This is a genomic window from Sediminitomix flava, from assembly GCF_003149185.1.
Lineage (GTDB): Bacteria > Bacteroidota > Bacteroidia > Cytophagales > Flammeovirgaceae > Sediminitomix > Sediminitomix flava.
This window is the reverse complement of sequence record NZ_QGDO01000003.1, coordinates 643,511-667,127: the sequence shown is the minus strand read 5'-3', so window position 1 is coordinate 667,127 and position 23,617 is coordinate 643,511. Positions and strand designations below refer to the sequence as shown.

Genomic DNA, 23,617 nt, shown 5'->3' with positions numbered 1-23,617 from the left:
ATCCCCTTCAATCAAGTTTCTTTTGATTGAAGGGGATTCTTAAAATAAGAGTTGATTACATTATTCTTTTACGGATACGTAATACCTTAAACTCAGTTCTTCGGTTTGCCTGATGTTCTTCAGCTGAACAAGATATTCCATTTGAGCATTGATTTATCAGCTGTGTTTCACCATAACCTTTAGAACTTAATCGAGAAGGATCAATACCTTGAGTAATGATATATTTCACAGCGGAAGCAGCTCTTCGCTCTGAAAGCTTCAAGTTGTACGAATCACTACCTCTAGAGTCTGTATGAGACCCCAATTCGATTTCGATAGCGGGATTATCCTTTAAAATTTTCACCAACTTATTTAATTCAATAGCCGCATCTTTTCGAATATTTGCCTTATTCAAATCGTAATGAATATTCTCTAGCTTAAAAGACTTACCTAATTCAATAGGTACAATTTCTGTTTTTACGATTGCAGGCTTATCTTCAATCTTTATCTCAACCTCTTTTGTAAAGAATTGATCATTGGTAATTTTCAGTTTGTAAGAATGATAAGGTTCTACACAAAAACTGTAGGTATGATCGTCTAACAACAACTTTTGAACTTCCCCTGTAGCATTATCAACTAATGTCAGTAATGTACCATTAATATTACTTGTTGTCGCTATAATCTCACCTTCAAAGCTCAAACAATCACGTGTCAATAAAACTTCGAGAGCTGTGGTTGACTTTTCATTTTTAAAAGTTAACCCTTTATCGATATAAGACTCCTTTGAAATATCAATTGAATAGTTGTAACCTAAGGCTAATTGTAATCTAGATTGACCAAGGCTATCTGTAGAAATTTCGGATTCTTTGATAAACTCTCCCTCCAAATGTACTTTTGCATCTGAAATTACTTTAGAAGTTACCGAGTCTCTAACAGTTAATAATAACTCTTGAAAATCTGGCTTTTCAAATGTAAAATGGTAAATATTGTCATTTCCATCCTCAGTTAAACGGTTAGATGAAAAGTAGCCTTCATTGCCCGCTTCATTTAAAATGATCCCAAAATCATCTCTACTTGAATTAATTGGAGCCCCAATATTTGTAATTTCTTGACTGCTTAAATCATAAATAAAAACATCCAAACCTCCTAAGCCTCCATGTCCGTTTGACGAGAAGTAGAGTTTCTCATTATTGTACAAAAATGGAAACATCTCATCCCCTTTAGTATTGATCTTTTCACCAAGGTTCTGAGGTTTTGACCACTTACCATTCTCTTTTAGCTTACTCACATAAATATCTGTTCCTCCTATTCCTGCTGGTTTATCAGAAACAAAATATAAGGTCTGTCCATCTTCTGTGATCGTAGGATGTCCTACCGAATAATTATCATTGTTGTATTTGAAAGGTACTACTCGACTCCAATTCCCTAAAGAATCTTTGGATGAAAAGTATAACTTCAACTTTGTGACTCCTTTATTATCCTTTAGTAGTTTTCTATTCTCATAATTATTCCTTGTAACAACAAGCTTCGACTCATGATCATAAAATGCTAATGGACCTTCATGATAACGTGTATTAATCTTAGAATAAAATAGCTTAGGTATTTCAAAACCAATAGTATCACTTTCTGAAGTATAGAAAAGGTCTAAAAATCGGGTATCATCCCAGCTGTGTTTTTTAGATTTTTCATTTCGAGCACTCACAAACACAAGCCCTTCACCATAAAACATCGGACTAAAATCAGAATGCTCTGAGTTAAAGGTTACATCTGATAAAGTAAACCATTCAGACTCCGAATTTATATCCTCTAAAGAAACTAAGGTTTGAGAAAACTTCTTCGCTCTCTCATCATTAGGGACTTCCTTAAGGTACACATCAAACCAAAACTTAGAATCGGCATAATTCCCGATACTACTTAAAGCTTGTGCGTAATAATATTTATCTACACTTTCAATAAAGTCTGAATCAATAATTGAAGCATACCAAAAAACCATGTTTTGTGGATCATTCAACTTTCGGTAACAGCTCGCCAATTTATGTGCTACAGCCGATGAATCCACCTGTTTTTCACTTAGTGCTTGCTTGTAAGCCTCAGTTGCAGCTAGATAAGCATACTTCTCAACCAAACGATCTCCTTTCTGTTCCTTTTTATTTTGTGCTGAAAGTAAATTCGTTTGACACAGAAATAGTATGAATAGGATAGCCTTATAAAAAAAATAATTCTTCATTTGTTGTATCAATTATCCTGTCCTACTAAAAATATCTTGGGGTAATAATCTTTGACTTAGAAATCGGAATTCTATAGTTCAAAAATATCTCATGCGAACCCGCACTTACTTGTCTGACATCTGTTGTTGTGATGTCATAAGCATACCCGAACTGTAGTCGGTTCGTTATTTGAACTTGTCCTAAAAGAACCACCGCATCCATTGAACGCCATGAGACTCCCAAACCAACCAAATCTCTCAAATAAACATTCGCATTGATATCCACTTCAATTGGAGCTCCTTCTACAATCTTGGTCATAAAACTTGGTTTTAATTTCAAGTCTGGATTGATATCAAATACATATCCCCCTTGTATAAAATAGTGAGGAATTAAAGCAGATTCTGGTCGAATATCATTTGTTTCTTTCTCTGATAAGGTAATCTGAGGAGCACTAAGCCCTAGGTAAAACTTATTCGTATTAAAATATAAACCCAAGCCAATATCAGGATGTACTTCACTTACATTCCCTTCTTGAAAACTAGGGTCTGTTTCAGAAATATCACTATAAATAATACTATAATTGATAAAACCACCTTTGATCCCCATTGATAATTCACCACCTAACATTTTTATTTTGTAGGCATACGAAAAAGCAACTCCATTTTGCTTGGTCACTCCAATTCGATCATTGGTTAACATCATTCCCACCCCTATATTTTTTCTTTCTATAGGTAGGTGAGCTGAAAACGTTTGTGTGCTAGGAGCCCCATCAAGTCCAATCCATTGTTCCCTGGCCACTGCTGTAAGACTTAAAGCCTTCTGAGAACCTACATATGCTGGGTTTATGGTCAACATATTATTCATATACTGCGAAAAGAGCGACTGTTGTTGGGCATTTACTTTAAAAGTAAATGCCAACACTACAAATACAGTCAGAAGCGCTTTTTGTAATAAATTCATTCTTTTCATCTTCTTAATCATTAGCGCTTAATAATTACATATCCACTTAAAGGTTTCAAGCCATTACCTAATTCTATGAGATAGAAATAAGTCCCTTCTGGTACTTGGCTACCACCAGCTACTAATCCTTTCTCTGCTTGTCCTTTCCACACCACATCTTCATTGTTGTAACCTTTGCGCTCAAATATCAGATTTCCCCAACGGTTAAAGATCTTGACATTATTATTTGGATGTAACTCTATGCCTTCGATATACCAGAAATCATTTTGCCCATCACCATCTGGTGAGAACCCTTTGGAAACCTCTACATCACATAAATCTTGATCTAAGTAATCTGGAATTCCATCTTTATCACAGTCAGAGAATGGATCGTCTCCAGCCTCATCCTTATCTAAAATTCCATCATTATCAGAATCTTCATCCTTGTAATCCGGAATTCCGTCATTATCAGTGTCTACATTCCCCTCTTCATCATCATAGATGCCATCATTATCAGCATCATCATCCTTATAATCAGGGATGCCATCATCATCTGTATCACCACTACCTTCTTCTGAATCTGAAATATCGTCATCATCGGAATCTTCATCTAGATAATCTGGGGTGCCATCATCATCCGTATCGACATTACCTTCCTCTGAATCTGGGATGCCATCGCCATCGGAATCTTCATCCTTATAATCTGGAATACCATCGCCATCCGTATCACCACTACCTTCTTCCGAATCTGAAATACCATCATCATCTGAATCTTGATCTAGATAATCTGGAGTGCCATCATCATCGGTATCGACATTACCTTCCTCTGAATCTGAGATACCATCACCATCGGAATCTTCATCCTTATAATCTGGAGTGCCATCATCATCGGTATCGACAGTACCTTCCTCTGAATCTGGGATTCCATCGCCATCAGCTTCTTCATCCTTATAATTCGGAATACCATCTCCATCCGTATCGCCACTTCCTTCTTCCGAATCCGAGATACCATCTCCATCTGTATCTTCATCCTTATAATTCGGAATACCATCTCCGTCCGTATCGCCACTTCCTTCTTCCAAATCCGAGATACCATCATCATCTGAATCTTCATCTTTATAATCTGGAGTGCCGTCATCATCGGTATCTACATTACCCTCCTCTGAATCTGGAATACCGTCACCATCAGCGTCTTCATCTAGATAATCTGGAATGCTATCTCCATCCGTATCGCCACTACCTTCTTCCGAATCTGAGATTCCATCTCCATCAGCGTCTTCATCCTTATAATCTGGAACGCCATCATCATCTGTATCACCACTGCCTTCTTCTGAATCTGGAATTCCATCGCCATCGGAATCTTGATCTAAGTAATCTGGAGTACCATCTCCATCTGTATCACCATTGCCTTCTTCCGAATCTGAAATACCATCCTCATCAGAATCTGGAATTTCAATCTGTAAAACAGTCACTATTACAGCCTGACTTACCGTCTCTCCTCCTGCTGTCAACTCTACAGTTAACTCATAAACATTATCCGAATTCGTATCAACTGGCGACTCATAGTCCGGTACACTTACAAAACTGATTTTACCATCAGCATCTATCGTAAAGTCATCTGCATCTGCTCCAGATAAGGCATAACTCAAAGCATCGCCATCTGCATCACTTCCTACTACACCTATGTCCGTAATCACACCGGTAAATCCTTCTGAAACGGTCGCATTATTCGCACTTAAGACGGGACTATTGTCATTCAAGCCAGTTACGGTCACGGTAATCGACTCACTTACCATCTCTCCTCCTGCCGTCAACTCTACTGTCAACTCATAAACATTATCCGTATTCGCATCAACTGGAGACTCATAATCTGGTACATAGACAAAACTGATATTACCATCAGCATCTATCGTAAAGTCATCTGCATCTGTCCCAGATAAGGCATAACTTAAAGCATCACCATCTGCATCACTTCCGGCTACGCCGATATCCGTAATCATACCAGTAAAACCTTCAACTACCATCGCATTATTCGCACTTAAGACGGGACTATTGTCATTCAAGCCAGTTACGGTCACGGTAATCGACTCACTTACCATCTCTCCTCCTGCCGTCAACTCTACTGTCAACTCATAAATATTATCCGTATCAGCATCAACTGGCGACTCATAATCCGGTACATCTTCAAAACTGATATTACCATCACTATCTATCGTAAAGTCTGCGGCATCTAACCCCGATAAGGCATAACTCAAAGCATCGCCATCCGCATCACTACCTTCTACATCTATATCGGTAATCACTCCTGTAAATCCTTCAGCTACCGTCGCATTATTCGCCGTTAACACTGGACTATTATCATTCAAGCCAGTTACGGTCACGGTAATCGATTTACTTACCGTCTCATCTGCAGCCGTCAACTCTACTGTTAACTCATAAATATTATCCGTATCAGCATCAACTGGCGACTCATAATCCGGTACATCTTCAAAACTGATATTACCATCACTATCTATCGTAAAGTCTGCGGCATCTAACCCCGATAAGGCATAACTCAAAGCATCGCCATCTGCATCACTTCCTACTACTCCGACGTCCGTAATCACACCAGTAAATCCTTCTGAAACGATCGCATTATTCGCACTTAAAACGGGACTGTTATCATTTACTCCTGTTACCCTTACGGTAATCGACTCACTTACCGTCTCACTTCCTGCCGTCAACTCTACTGTCAATCCATAAATATTATCCGTATCAACATCAACTGGCAACTCATAATCCGGTACACTTATAAAGCTGATATTACCATCTGCATCTATTGTAAAGTCATCGGCATCTGCTCCTGATAATGCATAACTCAAGGCATCGCCATCTGCATCACTTCCGGCTACACCGATATCCGTAATCACACCAGTAAAACCTTCAGAAACGGTCGCATTATTCGCACTTAAGACGGGACTGTTATCATTTACTCCAGTTACTGTCACGGTAATCGACTTACTTACAGTCTCATCTCCTGCTGTCAACTCGACGGTCAACTCATAAATATTATCTGTATTCGTATCAACTGGCAATTCATAATCCGGTACACTTACAAAACTGATATTACCATCAACGTCTATCGTAAAGTCATTCGCATCTGCTCCTGATAATGCATAACTTAAAGCATCGCCATCTGCATCACTTCCTACAACATCGATATCTGTAATAACACCAGTAAAACCTTCAGCTACCGTCGCATTATTCGCCGATAACACTGGACTGTTATCATTTACTCCAGTTACGGTCACGGTAATCAACTTACTTACCGTCTCACTTCCAGCCGTCAACTCTATGGTCAACTCATAAACATTATCCGTATTCATATCGGCTGGCGACTCATAATCTGGTACATCTACAAAGCTGATATTACCACCTGCATCTATCGTAAAGTCATCTGCATCTGCTCCCAATAATGCATAACTCAAAGCATCACCATCCGCATCACTACCTTCTACATCTATATCGGTAATCACTCCTGTAAATCCTTCAGCTACCGTCGCATTATTCGCCGTTAACACTGGACTATTATCATTCAAGCCAGTTACGGTCACGGTAATCGATTTACTTACCGTCTCTCCTCCTGCTGTCAACTCTACTATTAACTCATAAACATTATCCGAATTCGTATCAATTGGCAATTCATAATCCGGTACATCTACAAAACTGATATTACCATCAGCATCTATCGTAAAGTCTGTGGCATCTGCTCCTGATAAGGCATAACTCAAAGCATCACTATCTGCATCACTTCCGGCTACAACGATATCTGTTATCACGCCAGTATGACCTTCAGCTACCGTCGCATTATTTGCCGCTAACACTGGACTATTGTCATTCAAGCCTGTTACTGTCACGGTAATCGACTCACTTACCGTCTCACTTCCAGCTGTCAACTCGACTGTCAACTCATACACATTATCCGTATTCGTATCAATTGGCAATTCATAATCCGGTACATCTATAAAACTGATATTACCATCAGCATCTATCGTAAAGTCTGCAGCATCTGCTCCTGATAAGGCATAACTCAAAGCATCACTATCTGCATCACTTCCTTCTACACCTATATCTGTAATCACACCGGTAAAACCTTCAGAAACGGTCGCATTACTCGCTGTTAAGACGGGACAGTTATCATTTACTCCAGTTACCGTCACTGTAATCGATTTACTTACCGTCTCACTTCCGGCCGTCAACTCTACTGTCAACTCATAGACATTATCTGTATTCGTATCGGCTGGCGACTCATAATCCGGTACATCTACAAATCTGATTTCTCCACTTGATTCATCAATTTCAAAATCATCTGCATCTAATCCCGATAAGGCATAACTTAAAGCATCGCCATCTGCATCACTTCCCACTACACCTATGTCCGTAATCACACCAGTATGTCCTTCAGCTACCGTCACATTATTTGCACTCAACACTGGGCTGTTATCATTTAACCCAGTTACTGTCACTGTAATCGACTCACTTACTAGATCTCCGCCAGCAGACAAATCGATTGTCAATTCATAAACATTATCGCCATCTGAATCAACTGGTGACTCATAGTCCGGTACACTTACAAAACTGATTTCGCCACTTGATTCATCAATTTCAAAATCATCTGCATCTAATCCCGATAAGGCATAACTCAAGGCATCACCATCTGCATCACTTCCTGATACGCCGGCATCCGTAATCACGCCTGTATGACCTTCAGAAACGGTCGCATTATTCGCTGTCAAGACGGGACTGTTATCATTCAAGCCAGTTACCGTCACGGTAATCGACTTACTTACCATCTCACTTCCAGCGGTCAACTCTACGGTTAACTCATAAACATTATCTGTATTCGAATCCGATGGCAACTCATAGTCCGGTACACTTACAAAGCTGATATTACCATCTGCATCTATCGTAAAGTCATCGGCATCTGCTCCTGATAATGCATAACTCAAGGCATCGCCATCTGCATCACTTCCCTCAACATCTATATCGGTAATCACTCCTGTAAATCCTTCGGAAACCGTCGCATTATTCGCTGTTAACACTGGGCTGTTATCATTTACTCCAGTTACGGTTACGGTAATCGATTTACTTACCGTCTCTCCTCCTGCCGTCAACTCTACGGTTAACTCATAATTATTATCCGTATCAGCATCAACTGGTAACTCATAATCCGGTACATTGACAAAACTGATCTTACCATCAGCATCTATTGTAAAGTCATTCGCATCTGCTCCTGATAAGGCATAACTCAAGGCATCACCATCTGCATCACTTCCCTCAACATCTATATCGGTAATCACTCCTGTAAATCCTTCGGAAACCGTCCCATTATTCGCACTCAACACTGGACTGTTATCATTTACTCCAGTTACGGTCACGGTAATCGACTCACTTACCGTCTCTCCTCCTGCCGTCAAGTCTATTGTTAACTCATAAACATTATCCGTATTCGTATCAACTGGCAATTCATAATCCGGTACATTTACAAAACTGATATTACCATCAACGTCTATCGTAAAGTCATTCGCATCTGCTCCTGATAATGCATAACTTAAAGCATCGCCATCTGCATCACTTCCCTCAACATCTATATCGGTAATCACTCCTGTAAATCCTTCGGGAACAGTCGCATTATTCGCACTCAACACTGGGCTGTTATCATTTACTCCAGTTACGGTCACGGTAATCGATTTACTTACCGTCTCTCCTCCTGCCGTCAACTCTACGGTTAACTCATAATTATTATCCGTATCAGCATCAACTGGTAACTCATAATCCGGTACACTTACAAAACTGATCTTACCATCAGCATCTATTGTAAAGTTATCGGCATCTGCTCCAGATAATGCATAACTCAAGGCATCACCATCTGCATCATTTCCTTCTACATCTATATCTGTTATCACTCCTGTAAATCCTTCGGAAACAGTCGCATTATTCGCACTCAGCACTGGGCTATTATCATTTACTCCAGTTAATGTCACGGTAATCAACTTACTTACCGTCTCTCCTCCTGCTGTCAACTCTACTGTCAAATCATAAACATTATCGCCGTCTGAATCAACTGGCAATTCATAATCTGGTACATTAACAAAACTGATATTACCATCTGCATCTATCGTAAAGTCATCGGCATCTGCTCCAGATAATGCATAATTCAAAGCATCGCCATCTGCATCACTTCCTACTACACCGACATCTGTAATCACACCTGTAAAACCTTCAGCTACCGTCGCATTATTCGCCGTTAAGACGGGACTGTTATCATTTACTCCTGTTACCCTTACGGTAATCGACTTAATTACCGTCTCTCCTCCTGTCGTCAACTCTACGGTTAACTCATAGACATTATCCGTATCAGCATCAACTGGCAATTCATAGTCCGGTACACTGACAAAACTGATATTACCATCACTATTTATCATGAAATCTGCGGCATCGAATCCCGATAAGGCATAAATTAAAGCATCACCATCTGCATCACTTCCGGCTACACCTATGTCCGTAATCACACCGGTAAATCCTTCGGAAACAGTCGCATTTTCAGCGCTCAACTCTGGCTTGTTATCATTGATACCTGTTACTGTCACGGTAATCGACTCACTTACTAGATCTCCGCCAGCAGACAAATCGATTGTCAATTCATAAACATTATCGCCGTCTGAATCTACCGGTGACTCATAGTCAGGAGAATTCACAAAACTGATTTCGCCACTTGATTCATCAATTTCAAAATCATCTGCATCTAATCCCGATAAGGCATAACTTAAAGCATCACCATCTGCATCACTGCCTTCTACATCTATATCGGTAATCACACCTGTAAAACCTTCAGATACCGTCGCATTATTCGCACTTAAGACAGGACTGTTATCATTTACTCCTGTTACAGTCACGGTAATCGACTTACTTACCTTCTCATCTCCAGCAGTCAAATCTACTGTCAAATCATAAACATTATCGCCGTCTGAATCAACTGGTGACTCATAGTCCGGTACACTGACAAAACTAATATTACCATCTGCATCTATCGTGAAATCTGCAGCATCTGATCCAGATAAGGCATAACTCAAAGCATCGCCATCTACATCACTTCCGGCTACACCTATGTCTGTAATCACACCGGTAAATCCTTCGGAAACAGTCGCATTATTCGCAGTTAGTACCGGTAAGTCATTTACCGCTAAAACATCAATAGATACAGTATATATTATACTATACTCTGTTGTCCCATCTCCACTATCATCCTTTACTTTAAAAGTAAACTCCGAATCACCAGAATAATCCGAGGATGGAACAAAGCTCAACTTACTGCGATCAGGATAATCTACTCCTACTACCGCTGCTACCTTATCATACTGCAAGACACCTTCTTCAGTTAATGGTAGACTCGACAATTGGAAGGCTGAATAGAAATCACCATCTACATCTGAGAATGCAATATCTGTAGTCTCAAAATTATAAGTTGCATCCTCATTCGTAGTCACAGTTTTATCCGAAGAACTTGGTGCATCAAACTGAGGGCTAACCGTAATTGTAACTTCAACTTCAGAGGCATCTCCGTCTGAGTCTAGTATTTTATAACTAAACTTTTCTTCCCCTGAATAATTTGTGGATGGTGTATACTCTATATAATCATCACTTGCATCACTCGATGTGCCATTATCATTCAAGACTACACTACCACCTTTATTTGGCAACACAGTAATTGAAATACTTCCAACTCCATCTCCACCAAAATCATCATTTGATAAAATCATAAAGTTAGTAGTAGAGGCATCTTCAAGAACCGTATAACTATCTAAAGTTGCTGTTGGCAAATCATTCAATGAACTTACATTTACTCTAAATAGATATATACGTTCACTAAATGCCGCACCATCATGAACCCTAAATCCTATTTTACCATGTTCTGATCCGTGACCATTAGGAGTTGGCAAGAATTCTAGTAAGTCTACATCAGATGCCTGTACTTCTTGATTAGAAGTAAATTCTGCTCCGTTAAACCACCAAGAACCTTTAATAGTAGCATCATAAATTAATTGAATTTTTGATAATGCGTCATTATCCAAGTCTTCATAGACATTTTGGAATTCATTACCATCAAATTGATAAGATGCATCTTCATCTATTCCTATCGTTATATTTTCTGCCGTTGGCAAATCATTGATGCCATTTATTTTAATGCTCAGTATAGCATCATCTTCTTCACCATTGCCATCTTCAATTGTATATGGAATCGTTTCCGTCTTGCTTTCACCTGCCTTAAGCGGTTTTAACTTATCTTGATCTGGCGAATAAGTAAATGAACCATCAGTACTCCAAACCAAATTTCCATAAGTACCTATGTAAGTACCTGAAGTTATTCCTCCTACATTTGCAATACTCAAGTCATCACCATCAGGGTCTGAATCATTTGTTAGAAGGTTGGCTGTATGCTCTTCATTTTCATAAAAATCATTACCTGCATTATCATCTTCGGCTACTGGAGGATCATTTTTACCATTTATAGTAATCTCCACTTGAGTTACCTCAGATTCGCTGTTTCCATCTGTGATTTTATAATTCAAGACTTCTTTAAGCTCTCCTCCTTCACCAAGAGTAATATCTACATTTTGTTCATATGTAAAACTACCATCTGTGTACCATGTAAAATCACCATAAGTCAAAGCTGTTTCTACATTAGCTAAGATTGTAATTACAGAATTGTCAGGTTTTTTAAATGTAATTTGACTTATCGATAAGCCTTCGTCTTCTACATCACTGTCGTTATAAAGAATTTTATCAGCATCAGTTAGTATCGTCAGAGAACTTCCTTCATCCAAATTATAAGAATCCTGTTCTGCTACAGGAGCATCATTAAATGGAGTAACAACAAAGTTGATTTGATAATATTCTTCTGAATACTCTTTTTGATCATTTACATAGAAATCAAAATATGCATAAGGATCTCCACTGTCATTTGCTGCTGGTCTATAAATTAGTTGATTAATATCTTCTTCAAGTAATTCATCATAAGGAGCAATACATTCGCCTTCATCTATTTCACCATTACTGTTCTTATCATTAAAGAACGAACCTTTAGCTGGAATTGAAATAAATTTAAGTTTATGCAATTCATCTCCATCTGTATCATTAAAATTAAAATCAGAAGGAGCAAAAGTATGATCATTGTCTTCAACTAAAGTAAATGTATTATCTGCGGCTGTTGGTGGATCATTAGTAGGAATTACACGAACAGTTACTGTATAATCATCTGATGAATAATCAGCTTCATCTTTGACTTTGAATGAAAAGCTTGTGTAAATGAAATCATCATCAGCTATTCCTGATTCATTTGTTACTGGTACAAAAATTAACTTTGTAGCATAAACATCATTAATTGAGAACTCATCTGAAGCATTTACTTTTTCACTTTCTGCTAAAGTAGCATCTAGATTTTCATCAAAGTATAAAGTACCTTTTGAAGGTAGAGTTTCAATGCGAATAGCTGTTAAAGTACCTTTATCTGGATCACTGAATTCAAACTCAGTTCCATTAAAGATATAATTAATATCTTCCTCAGTTGAGACCGTTTTATCTTCAGAAGAAGGTAAGTCATTGACACCTTGAATATTGATTCGACAAACAGCAGAACCACTTTCTAAGCCATCATTTACATCTTTAACTCGAATAATTACTAGACGTTCATCTTGGTTTGGGATATCAGAAGTATTTTGATAAGAGACTAACTTAATAGCATCTTGATAAGCACTTAAAGATGCGTTTCCTGAAAAATAGACGATATCATCTCCTTGATTAGATAGAGTTGAAATTCCGAGGTCTGACAATGCTGTAGCATCCCAATATAAACCTTCGGCATTTGAACCATCTAAAGGGTTATAAAGCTCTATAATCGCTTCATAAATTTCAGCGCCATCGTCAGTAATTTCTACATCAGAATCAGTGATTGAAACTCTTACCCCATCTTCTGTAAAACTAGTTGCAAAATCAGTGAAATGTAAAGAACCACCATGACTACTCTCATCTTTATCAAGAGTAATAATTGGAGCTTTTAAAGCACAGTCACTTAATAAAAATGGTCCAACTGTGTTATTATCATAGTTACACTCTGGGTAAGGCGAATTTGGCAATTGAGTTGCTTCAGTAGTATAATCTCCCACTGACAATCCTTTCACATTATCATTGATCGTGATATAAATTTCTCCGTCAAGCCCATCCGATGCACTATCACCATCAAGATCACTCATCTTAACTCCAATCACATGAGTTTCATGAGCATTTAAAGGATATAAATCAATCTCAACTATTTCTTGCTTAATAAATCGAGCTCCAGCTACAGACGGGTCCCCATCATAGAAAGTAATTGGTAACTCAAATTTATCCGCATGACCATCTCCATAATTTAGAATATTTAGGACAAAGTCTACCTCATCATTGTCAGCACCACTACATAAATTCTCTATACTTTTTACTTCTACTGTAAAATCAGGAGCAGGGTAAAATGGATTACCAGACTGATCTATACGATATAACTGTGTAAGGTAATTGTTCAGACGATCAACCTTATGATTCTGTTGCATGGGTGCAGGAATTGTCAAATCATCATTGATATTCACATAGTTATAAGACCTTTGGTTAAATATCTTTCTAGATGCAATCCATGGTGTTAAACGATCTCGATAAACTCGAATTCCTTCCTCACAAGCCACTACAATATCAGCTCGGTCATTCTGATCTACATCTACAATTATAGGGTGTTCATTTCCTGTATTACTTGAACAACCATCTACATCGGTGATAAGACCATTATTTGTATTATAAGTTTCATTAGAAGTTAACAGTACTTCAGCTCCACCAGAGCCGTTGCCTTCACCTTCATATACCCAAAGGTCATCCTCATCTCTGTATACCATTTCTACACTTCCATCCCCCTCAAAGTCAAAGAAATTACAAGCAGTTTCCCCTGAACCATCAGAATTTGCCAGCCCCCACACTCTTTCTAACTTACCTGTAGCATCATTCGCCCTTAAAACCTCAACATACCTAGATGAAACAATCCCAATTTCTGGTCTATTTTCTAAATCACCATCTACATCACCAATACAAGCTACACTACCTTTACGTCCACCACCAAGATCAAAAGTTGAGTAAATAGCAGCATTCGTTAACGGATCCCATACAGATAATTTACCTTGCCCAGAAGAAATCACATCGAGAAAACCATCCATATTCATATCACCCAAAGCTACTTTTTGCCCGGCATCACTATCATCAATTCCTCCAACATAAGATTTATGAACACCTACTGGGTTAGAATCCCATACGTCTTCTATATTACCAGATTCAATATCAATAGTATAGATTCGATTACCTGTAATCAATTCTACACCTTTAGCATACTGTAATGTTTTTGAACCGGTGTTAAATCCTTCGGGGATGACATCAGCATAAGCAAAAACATCTTTCCAATATAGATTATTGAGCAATTCTGAAGATTTAGCTCCTATATCAACTAGAACTTCCCCGTTAGCTACATCGTAAATTTTGGCAGTTTTACCACCTGCTTCTTGTCCATAAAAAAGTAACTCAGCTTTACCGTCTTCATTAAAATCTACGATATCTGCAGGAAAACCTCTTCTTGAATAAGCATTTAAGATAGGCCAATTACCATTAGAGTACTCACTCCAATTTGAACCATCAAAATCATATCTTCTTAAAGAATTATCTCCTGAAGAATTTTCTTTTCCTGTAGCGATAAAAATCTCAACAAAGGGGTCTGTATCAACATTTGCAATTGAAGTTCCAGCATTTTTTCCAGACATAATAATTGGTATGTAATACTCCAAATCGTCTGCTACAGGATCAAATATATAGATACCCTTGTCTCCGGAATTGTCCCCAACTACTACAATCTCTAATACTCCATCATTATCTACATCCGCTACTTTGGGTGTGTCATAACCTGTTGGATTAAACGTTTTAGATTCTCCAGTACTGCGGACTGTATAGGTTCCTGAAACAAAATTATTTCGGAGCTGCATCCCAAACTCTTTTGAGTCAGGTAAGATTGATTGGCAATAATCAGCTTCATACAAGTCACATTCTTCACTTGTATAACAGTCGCCATCAAAACAATCAATAAGTCCATCTCCATCGTTATCTATGCCATCTCCACAATTACTCTCTTGGGCATATAACTGCGTGATACTAAGCATAAAAATAAGTGGAACTGAATAGATCCATCTTATTTTAATAGGTAAGTGAGTCATTTAATAATTGAATTTTAGATAGTTAGCAAAGTAAACTGATATAGGAATACTTGCTTATAAGGCCGATGATGCATAAATAATCAAGTAATTATCTCATCATTAGCTACACATTTACAATTGGACATTTACAATAATCTATATTATTATAAAAGGTTTTGAAATATACGATATATTTTTTAGTTAAAAGTCATTCTATTAAATAATATTACCATTCGAGAAGGCGTTTTGTAAATTCCAGACCATAAAATAACTTTTAGATAAATATTAATCGCTCATTCAAATCAGTACTTAAAGAGATTTCATCTGAAAGAATAAAAGCCACTTTAACAATGTTAAAGTGGCTTTTAAGAATAATTTGATTCCAAAAAAAGAAGATTGTTTTAACTATATTAACCTGACTTCTACATCTCATTTTTTGTAAAAATCAAAGGCTCTTTGAGTTTAGCTAGAAGCTGAATATGAAACTCTTTGTAATACTGATAATAATCTTTCTGAATGATAATTTCTTTTAGATTATACACAATATTGATTGATATAACATTCTTCATTTCCCCCTCCATATTATAGTTTCGCTCAACTACATTATATTGAAATGATCCTAATCTACCAGGGATTACCAATTTAACAGGTTTCGGGATGGAACTTAAACTATAATTATCAGGTACTTCAATGTTAATGACTTGATATATTCTCTGATCATGTGAGATTTCAATTGGAAGATATCTAGTTTCTTGTTTAAAGTCATTTTCTTGAATTTCAAAAAATTGAGAGATATCAAAATATACACCATCTTCCCTTTCTTTGAAATAACTCATGTCAATCAATAGATCTTTACTAGGATCATCATTATTTTGAATTGCAATAGAATCATCTTCAATATCTGACGGCATATATAATTCCTTAAACTTCTTTTCACCTTCTTGATTTAAGATTTCGCGAACTAACATTGCTTCAAAACCAGAATAGCTTACCTTACGACTCACATTCATATTCAGTAAAGAATCAAAAGAGATATTCACTAAGCTTCTACTTCTATAATTTTTAGAAGTTTTTAAGCCACTTATCATTTCAGATTCTCCTTCCTTTTTCCCTAACTTCAAACCATTCCCTACCCAACACTCCATTGGAAGTATGTCATATGGTAACTCTTTCGTTGTCGCATCAAGTAAAAGCACTTGATTATCTAAATTCAAGTAACAGAGAAGATAATTGAATTGTGTTAAGAGTGGTGTTTTGGTCGAAAACTGACCATTACTTCTAGTACTTATTAGAAATAACGAAACGTCAAACCCTGCCTCTTTCAAAAGACCATGAAGATATAAATTAATTGTAGCAGAATTTGCTATCTTCTTTTTATCTAATTGTTTATGACTAAGCTTTGGGTACAAGCCTTCTTTACCATCCCACTCAAAATGCTCAATCACATAATTTCTTATATTCTGAAGATAAACCAAACTATCTGATGAATATGGAATAAGTTCTAAGTCATTTTTATACTTACGTCCTTTATGGAAAGATTTGACTTCATCTCTACTATAAAATGATTTAGAAAGATCATCCCATGATCTCATAAACCCTCTTTTTTTATATCCTGGTATTTCAATGCCCGAAAGCTGAAAATAAATAACATCTTTATAGTCTTTTGGATTACTAACAAATGCCTCATCCTTCATTGGTGGTAAATCGTTTAATTCAAAAAGACTGAAGTCACCTCCTGTATACTTATCAGCTAACGCTTCCCCCCTTATATAATAATTAAATTTAAGGTTGGGGTGAATTCTTGAAACAGATATTCGACTTGACAAGGTTGGAATTTCATTCTGAAACTCCCACGGTTCTATGTAAATGGGATTGTCTGAAGACTTCCAATAGTTCCAAATAATAATATCCCCAATTTGTAACTTCGTAAATGCTATTTTAAGAGAAGCCCAACCATCATAGCCCTCTTCAATCACAAAATTTTCTGCTGGAACAGTATTTATAATAACTGAGTCATCCTCTTGTCTAATAATAGCTGCATCATAATTATAAACTCTATCGGTATAAGACTGAAAGGGTATTTCAATCACACCGTAATCATTTATACCATCTTCCTTTAAAATTTTTACAATCCGTTTTCTTTTAAATAGAACTGGTCTTGACGAATAATAAAAATTGTAACTCCCTATATCATATAACATCACAGAATGTGAGGCTGAATCTATAGGTGCTACTTTCATATTTAGATGAGCATCGGTAATATTACCCCAAAAATGATATTCTGACTCTGTAGAATCAGTTTCAACTTCTAAGGTATCTAACTCTATACTAGCACTATCTTGCGCAATAGAAGATAAAGGTAGAATTGCAATAAAAAATAGAACCAAAAAATATTTCATAATTGACGTTTAATTATTCTAACTAGTTGAAAAAGTAAAACTCTTGGATCATAAAAGTCTTCATATTTTATAATCTCTTCTAAGCTGATAATAGCAGATTAGGATATTCAAAATATAGAAGGTCAATAAAAATAAGCATTGACCTTCTATAAAATACTAGCTAATAGACTTTCTGACTTTTTGAGTAAAAGCTCTCATAGCTTCCCTAAATTCCATATTATCTTCAATCATTTTATTCTTAACCCAAATAGCAGCATAGGCATGAGTAAGCATTTCTCCCTCATCCTCTCCATCTATTTCAATTTGAGGCTTCTGTTCATCCCCTAAAGCCTCTTCAGCCTTCTCCAATTCCTCTACAGAGTAGTTGGCTACTAACTTTTTTATCACAGGTATTTTCATATTGAACTATAATATTTTCTGAATCATTTCTACAACAGCATCTTCCTTTGCTGTCGTTTTAGCATCAACCAATTCTCCATCTTTAAATACTGCAAAGAATGGTAAATTATTCACACCTGCTTTCTTTCTAATTTCAGGGTTTTGTTCAGCATCAATATCTAAAAAAGCGACATTCGAGAATCGCTCATCTTCAGATAGCCTTCGATATTTAGGTTTAAATAGTCGACATGAGCCACACCAACCCGCATAAAACTTGATGACAACTTTTTTATTTTCATTTAAAAGATCTTGGATATTATTATCAAAAGCGTCGATTACTGCCATTTTTAATGTAATTTTCGTTCCGAAATAATTTTTTAATAAAGAACACTAAATTTGTGATGCAGTTTTAGAAAAAGCAACATTCACAATTATTCATCTTTTTTTAATATAATTTGAATTAATTTAGTGAGTTATTAGAAGTAAAGTTATTAAATCAAGCTTTAAATATAAACTTAACATGGCTTTAAAAACCAGAGTAAAAGTAAGCGAAGTTACTAACTTACACAATGGTAGATATTGTGCAGGAATGGGAGTTGAAATGATTGGTTTTCCTCTTGACAAAGAACATCCTGACTTTGTAAGCCCTGAAAGATTTAAAGAAATCTCTTCTTGGTTGGCAGGAATTAAGTTTGTCGCAGAAATCAACCAGTCATTGGATATTGACTTTGAAGCCTATGAAAAATTCGATTTCATCCAGACCGATAAACTAGACTTACTCGAAGATTTACAGAACTTAGCTACTCCATTAGTATTTAAATATGATTTGGCCATTGAAGCCGAATTAGAAGATGTAACCTCAGTGTTAACTGCTGTAAAAGATAAAGTTGATTTTATTATTATCGAATCTAAGGCTCAACTTGATGCCAAAAGAATTGATCTTTTGAGTAAAGTAGCCAAAGAATTTAAGCTATTCTTGGGCTTCGGCATCAATCATGAGAATGTTACAGAAATGATTGATACTATTCAACCTGAAGGTATTTCATTGAAGGGAGGAGCAGAAATCAAGGTAGGAATCAATGATTTTGATGAACTTGCAGATATTTTGGAAGAATTAGATACAGATGAATTTGCTTTCAACTAATTGATATTTTCAAATACCACATTCAAAAAAGCCTCTTACGAAGTGCATCGTAAGAGGCTTTGATTTTATTAAAATAAAATTTATTCTTTAACCAGTTTCCCTATTAATTTCCCATCTAACTTAAGAAAATACACACCAGTTGGTAATTCTACTATAGATATCTTTTGTTTGGATGTTTTGATATTATAACTAGCTACGCTTACTCCTATACTATTCACAATCAAAAGATTACTATTTGTCTCTATACCACTTAGTTCTATCCAATGAGAAGATGGATTAGGGTAGAACGAAATTTCACCTAACTCTATCTCTACCGAAGTAATTCGCGAAAATTCTGCTCTGATCTCATGTTCTTCAGTCACATTTTCAAAAGTATAAGATTCTATAGCTCCTACTCCTTCGCCATCTACATAAACATTAGCAATGTTATAGCCATAATCTGGCGTGATTGTGAAACTTAGCTCTTTGCCATAGTTCACAATAGTTGATTCAGGGCTGATCTCACCTCCTTCAGATTGTAATACTGAAATCTTAAAAGATTTAATGATAAAGCTTGCTGTAATTGCATGTACCTCGGTCACATTCTCAAAAGTATATTCACTCACAAGACCTACTGACTCTCCATCAACTAATACATCTGCAATCTCATAATTATCATCTGCTGTAATTACAAAAGTCTGATTAGAGCCATAGTTTACGGTTGTAGTGGAAGGACTTATCATCCCATTCTCTCCTTGAGTAACTGTGATATCAAAGGTCTTCAAAGCATAGCTTGCTGTGATTGTATGTTCTTCTGATACATTCTCAAAAGTATATTCACTTACAATGCCAACTGATTCTCCATCTACTTGTACGTCTGTGATTTCATAACCTTCATTTGGTGTAATCGTGAATACTTGACTTGAGTCATAATCTACAGTTGCTGTTGAAGGGCTGATCACTCCATTATCAGCTTGAGTGACTGTAATATCAAAAGTCTTCAACTCAAAGGTTGCATGAATTGTTGCTGCTTCAGTCACTTCCTCAATAGTAAAGCTTGAATTGTCATCCAATGTAATCTCTTGTTCATCAACAGTAACCGTTGAGACATTATAGCCTTCATTCGGTACTACAGTAAATATTGGACTACTACCTACTTCTACAAATAGAGCATCTCCTTCAATTACTCCATTACCATCCGTTGTAGCCGTAACTTCAATCGTCTGCCATCTAAAATACGGACGTGGAGCTTCATCATAACGGAGTTTGGTAATAACCCAATCATTTGTAAAGTCCCAAGATGAGAATTTATTTTGTTGGTTGAATTCACTTGTCTTCAAACCATTACTATCATTGAGACCTGCCGATGTAGTAACTCCAGTTGTTTCTTTATCCCAATACGATTTTTCTACCCAAAGTCCCGTAGAATTTACACCAATCACACCTCCTACACTGCTTCCGCTTGCAGAGATAGCTCCTATAGCATAAGATTTTTCTGTATAACCTCCATTATTTTCACCTGCAATACCTCCTACTTCACTTGCTCCCGAAATATCAAGGGTTGAGAAAGTATTCGAAATTTCTACACTCGTAGCTCCATAACCTAATATACCACCCAAATGACTTGTCCCATTGATTTCTCCAACAGCAAAAGAATAATTAATTTTAGCATCTAAGCCACCCGCTCCAAAAACAGTTGTCGCATATCCAACAAGTCCTCCTACTTCTTTACTAGCCGTAATCTCAACATCAGATGAAGACTGACCTATAGTTGTATTTGTCAGTGAACCTACAATACCACCTACACGCTCATTTCCTTCTATTGTTCCACTTACATGAATACCTGTTATTGTAGATTGCGCTGCATAGCCTATTGCTCCTACTGCATCATTTCCTTTAATTTGCAGATTTTCTAATCTGAGGTTTTTAATTTCAGCACCAAAAATACCCCCAAACAAACCTTGGTCATTCTCAGACTCATTTGAAATATATAAATTAGAAATAGTATAACCCTGCCCATCAAAACTACCATCAAATAGATAAGAAAAATAAGATCCGATAGGTGCAAAACCTTTACCATTTCGCCATTCTGCTGTTTCAGTTGCATCAATGTTTGCAGTGAGTACATAAAATGCATTATCTCCTTGCCAACGTTCTTCCTCTGTTAAACCATTCTCCAAACCAACTGATAACCAACGCAACTCTCCAAGATTGGAGATTTGGTATGGATTAGCCTCTGTCCCTTCTCCTTGTGGTTTAACTCCAAACTCCCATTTTGCCCAAAGATTAATATCTCTAGCTATTCCTATTAGATCTGTAAGAGGTTCTCCTGTAAAGTATTGATTATCATACCAACCTAAGAATGCATATCCTAACTTTGTAGGCTCTTCAAGTGTAACTTCATCTAGAACGGTATAGATAGATGGATTACTAGCACTGTTATCACCTCCATTCAATGAATATGTAATTGTATATTCCTCAATTTCCCATTGAGCCCAAAGACTAACATTACCTCTACTACCTAATTCGACAGTCTCTATAGGTTCTCCCTCGAAATCTGCATTATCATACCAACCTAAGAAACTATACCCTAGTTTGCTTGGAGTACTAAAAACTATTTCATCATGTACAGTATATGCTAAAGGATTCTTAGGATTATTTTCTCCACCACTTAATTCATAAGTAATAGTTCCTCCTTCATAATATTGAGCATATAGAGTCATTTCCGAAATTACGACATCATTGAAATCCCAAGCGTCACCAAATGTTACGCCCTCGTCTTCACTCGTATACCATTTCGCATATAATCCATCCTTTGTTGGCGCCTCACTAGGAGGTACTACTTGATGATCATCATTAGGTGTTTGATCATCTATAATGTTAGGAGTCCCTCCTAAAGCATTAAAACTTACAGGACCAGGACATTTAATACCTTTATCTGATATACTCCATCCTTTTTCGATAATCAATTTTTGCCTTGCTGCAATTGATTTTTGATTACAGAAGTTATTGCCACCCCAAAAATTAACATTATGTACCACATCTTGCTCTGCCCAAGCAATCAATAGTTTTTCATAGTTTATAAAACCTAAATTTACTTCATAAAACATCGAGGACATATCTGTCACTGAAGACACATTCCATGAACTCAAGTCACTCGTGAAATTATTCACATTATAAAACATCGAGGACATATCCGTCACTGAAGACACATCCCATGAACTCAAGTCACTTGTGAAATTATTCACATTATAAAACATTGAGGACATATTCGTCACCGAAGACACATCCCATGAACTCAAATCACTCGTGAAATTATTCACATTATAAAACATTGAGGACATATTCGTCACCGAAGACACATCCCATGAACTCAAGTCACTCGTGAAATTATTCACATTATAAAACATCGAGGACATATCCGTCACTGAAGATACATCCCATGAACTCAAGTCACTCGTGAAATTATTCACATTATAAAACATCGAAGACATATCTGTCGCTGATGACACATCCCATGTACTTAAATCTCCTTCAAAAGAATTTGCCCTATAAAACATTGATATCATGTACACTACACTTGACACATCCCATGAACTCAAATCACCATTAAAACTTTCTGCTCCATAAAAAATCCATGACATATTCGTTACATTTGATACATCCCATGAACTCAAATCGCCATTGAACGAACGTGTTTCGTGAAATACAAATGATAAATCCTCAACATTCGAAACATCCCAGTCTACAACAGTTCCATTAAAAGCACTAAAACCAAACATCCAAATCATACTAATAACATTTGATAAGTCTGGACTATCGGTATAATTGCAAACCATATTTTTAGTATGACCTAGCATAAAACCCGTACTATACCAAGTGTTATCTCCCCACTGCTCCAATGTCTTTACTTTTGCAGCATTTTTGGCTTCATTAGAATTAGGTGATGCATATTGGAACTTCATGAAAGTCAAATTGGGCATAAAGCCACTCACACTTACTGTATAAGTTCCTGGAGCAGCATAAATATGACTTTCGTGCCTCTCAGTCATTGAACCACCTGCACTAACAATACCATCTCCCCAATCAATGGTATAATCACTTGCGCCAGAGCCATTGGTTTCTCCAGCAATCTTGATGTAAAAGTCTTTACTGTTTTCAGGAATTTCTACTGTGACAATAAAAGGACGGTCTTGTGCCCAAAGGTTTGAAGTAAACAGTAGTGAAAAGAATAAGCTTAAAGATAAGCTTGATGTTAGGTAAAAGTTTTTCATCTAAAAAATAATTAGTTTCATAACAAAT

General features: G+C 36.7%; 8 protein-coding genes. 1 reads left to right on the top strand and 7 read right to left on the bottom strand.

What is annotated here, in order from left to right; translation table 11 throughout:
• Window positions 1-55: 55 nt before the first annotated feature.
• From BC781_RS14415 to BC781_RS14390, 6 genes are all read right to left on the bottom strand, one after another.
• Window positions 56-2,206: an OmpA family protein gene (locus BC781_RS14415; protein ID WP_109618944.1), complete on the bottom strand. Its 2,151-nt coding sequence runs from the start codon at window positions 2,204-2,206 to the stop codon at window positions 56-58.
• 25 nt (window positions 2,207-2,231) lie between these two features.
• Window positions 2,232-3,146 (bottom strand): PorP/SprF family type IX secretion system membrane protein, encoded by a 915-nt coding sequence (locus tag BC781_RS14410; RefSeq protein WP_158281486.1) that lies wholly within the window; start codon window positions 3,144-3,146, stop codon window positions 2,232-2,234.
• A 20-nt stretch (window positions 3,147-3,166) separates the two neighbouring features.
• Window positions 3,167-15,436, bottom strand: a complete 12,270-nt coding sequence (locus tag BC781_RS14405; RefSeq protein WP_109618940.1) for an Ig-like domain-containing protein — start codon at window positions 15,434-15,436, stop codon at window positions 3,167-3,169.
• Between the two features lie 401 nt (window positions 15,437-15,837).
• The gene (locus BC781_RS14400) at window positions 15,838-17,814 is read right to left on the bottom strand and encodes a DUF3857 domain-containing protein (protein ID WP_109618937.1); all 1,977 of its coding nucleotides are present in this window, start codon (window positions 17,812-17,814) and stop codon (window positions 15,838-15,840) included.
• Window positions 17,815-17,970: 156 nt separating this feature from the next.
• On the bottom strand, window positions 17,971-18,213 hold the full coding sequence (locus BC781_RS14395; protein WP_109618935.1) for a DUF6952 family protein: 243 nt from the start codon (window positions 18,211-18,213) through the stop codon (window positions 17,971-17,973).
• 6 nt (window positions 18,214-18,219) lie between these two features.
• Window positions 18,220-18,537: a thioredoxin family protein gene (locus tag BC781_RS14390; RefSeq protein WP_109618933.1), complete on the bottom strand. Its 318-nt coding sequence runs from the start codon at window positions 18,535-18,537 to the stop codon at window positions 18,220-18,222.
• 175 nt (window positions 18,538-18,712) lie between these two features.
• Between BC781_RS14390 and trpF the strand changes: the two genes are divergently transcribed.
• Complete coding sequence (trpF, locus tag BC781_RS14385; protein WP_109618931.1) at window positions 18,713-19,336, top strand: phosphoribosylanthranilate isomerase; 624 nt, start codon at window positions 18,713-18,715, stop codon at window positions 19,334-19,336.
• Between the two features lie 80 nt (window positions 19,337-19,416).
• Here trpF and BC781_RS14380 read toward each other — a convergent pair whose 3' ends face one another.
• On the bottom strand, window positions 19,417-23,589 hold the full coding sequence (locus BC781_RS14380; protein ID WP_109618929.1) for a BspA family leucine-rich repeat surface protein: 4,173 nt from the start codon (window positions 23,587-23,589) through the stop codon (window positions 19,417-19,419).
• Window positions 23,590-23,617: the final 28 nt, after the last annotated feature.

Coding starts and splice junctions, on each gene's coding strand:
- BC781_RS14415 (WP_109618944.1), bottom strand. CDS start 2,206: ATGAAGAATTATTTTTTTTATAAGGCTATCCTATTCATACTATTTCTG.
- BC781_RS14410 (WP_158281486.1), bottom strand. CDS start 3,146: ATGAATTTATTACAAAAAGCGCTTCTGACTGTATTTGTAGTGTTGGCA.
- BC781_RS14405 (WP_109618940.1), bottom strand. CDS start 15,436: ATGACTCACTTACCTATTAAAATAAGATGGATCTATTCAGTTCCACTT.
- BC781_RS14400 (WP_109618937.1), bottom strand. CDS start 17,814: ATGAAATATTTTTTGGTTCTATTTTTTATTGCAATTCTACCTTTATCT.
- BC781_RS14395 (WP_109618935.1), bottom strand. CDS start 18,213: ATGAAAATACCTGTGATAAAAAAGTTAGTAGCCAACTACTCTGTAGAG.
- BC781_RS14390 (WP_109618933.1), bottom strand. CDS start 18,537: ATGGCAGTAATCGACGCTTTTGATAATAATATCCAAGATCTTTTAAAT.
- trpF (WP_109618931.1), top strand. CDS start 18,713: ATGGCTTTAAAAACCAGAGTAAAAGTAAGCGAAGTTACTAACTTACAC.
- BC781_RS14380 (WP_109618929.1), bottom strand. CDS start 23,589: ATGAAAAACTTTTACCTAACATCAAGCTTATCTTTAAGCTTATTCTTT.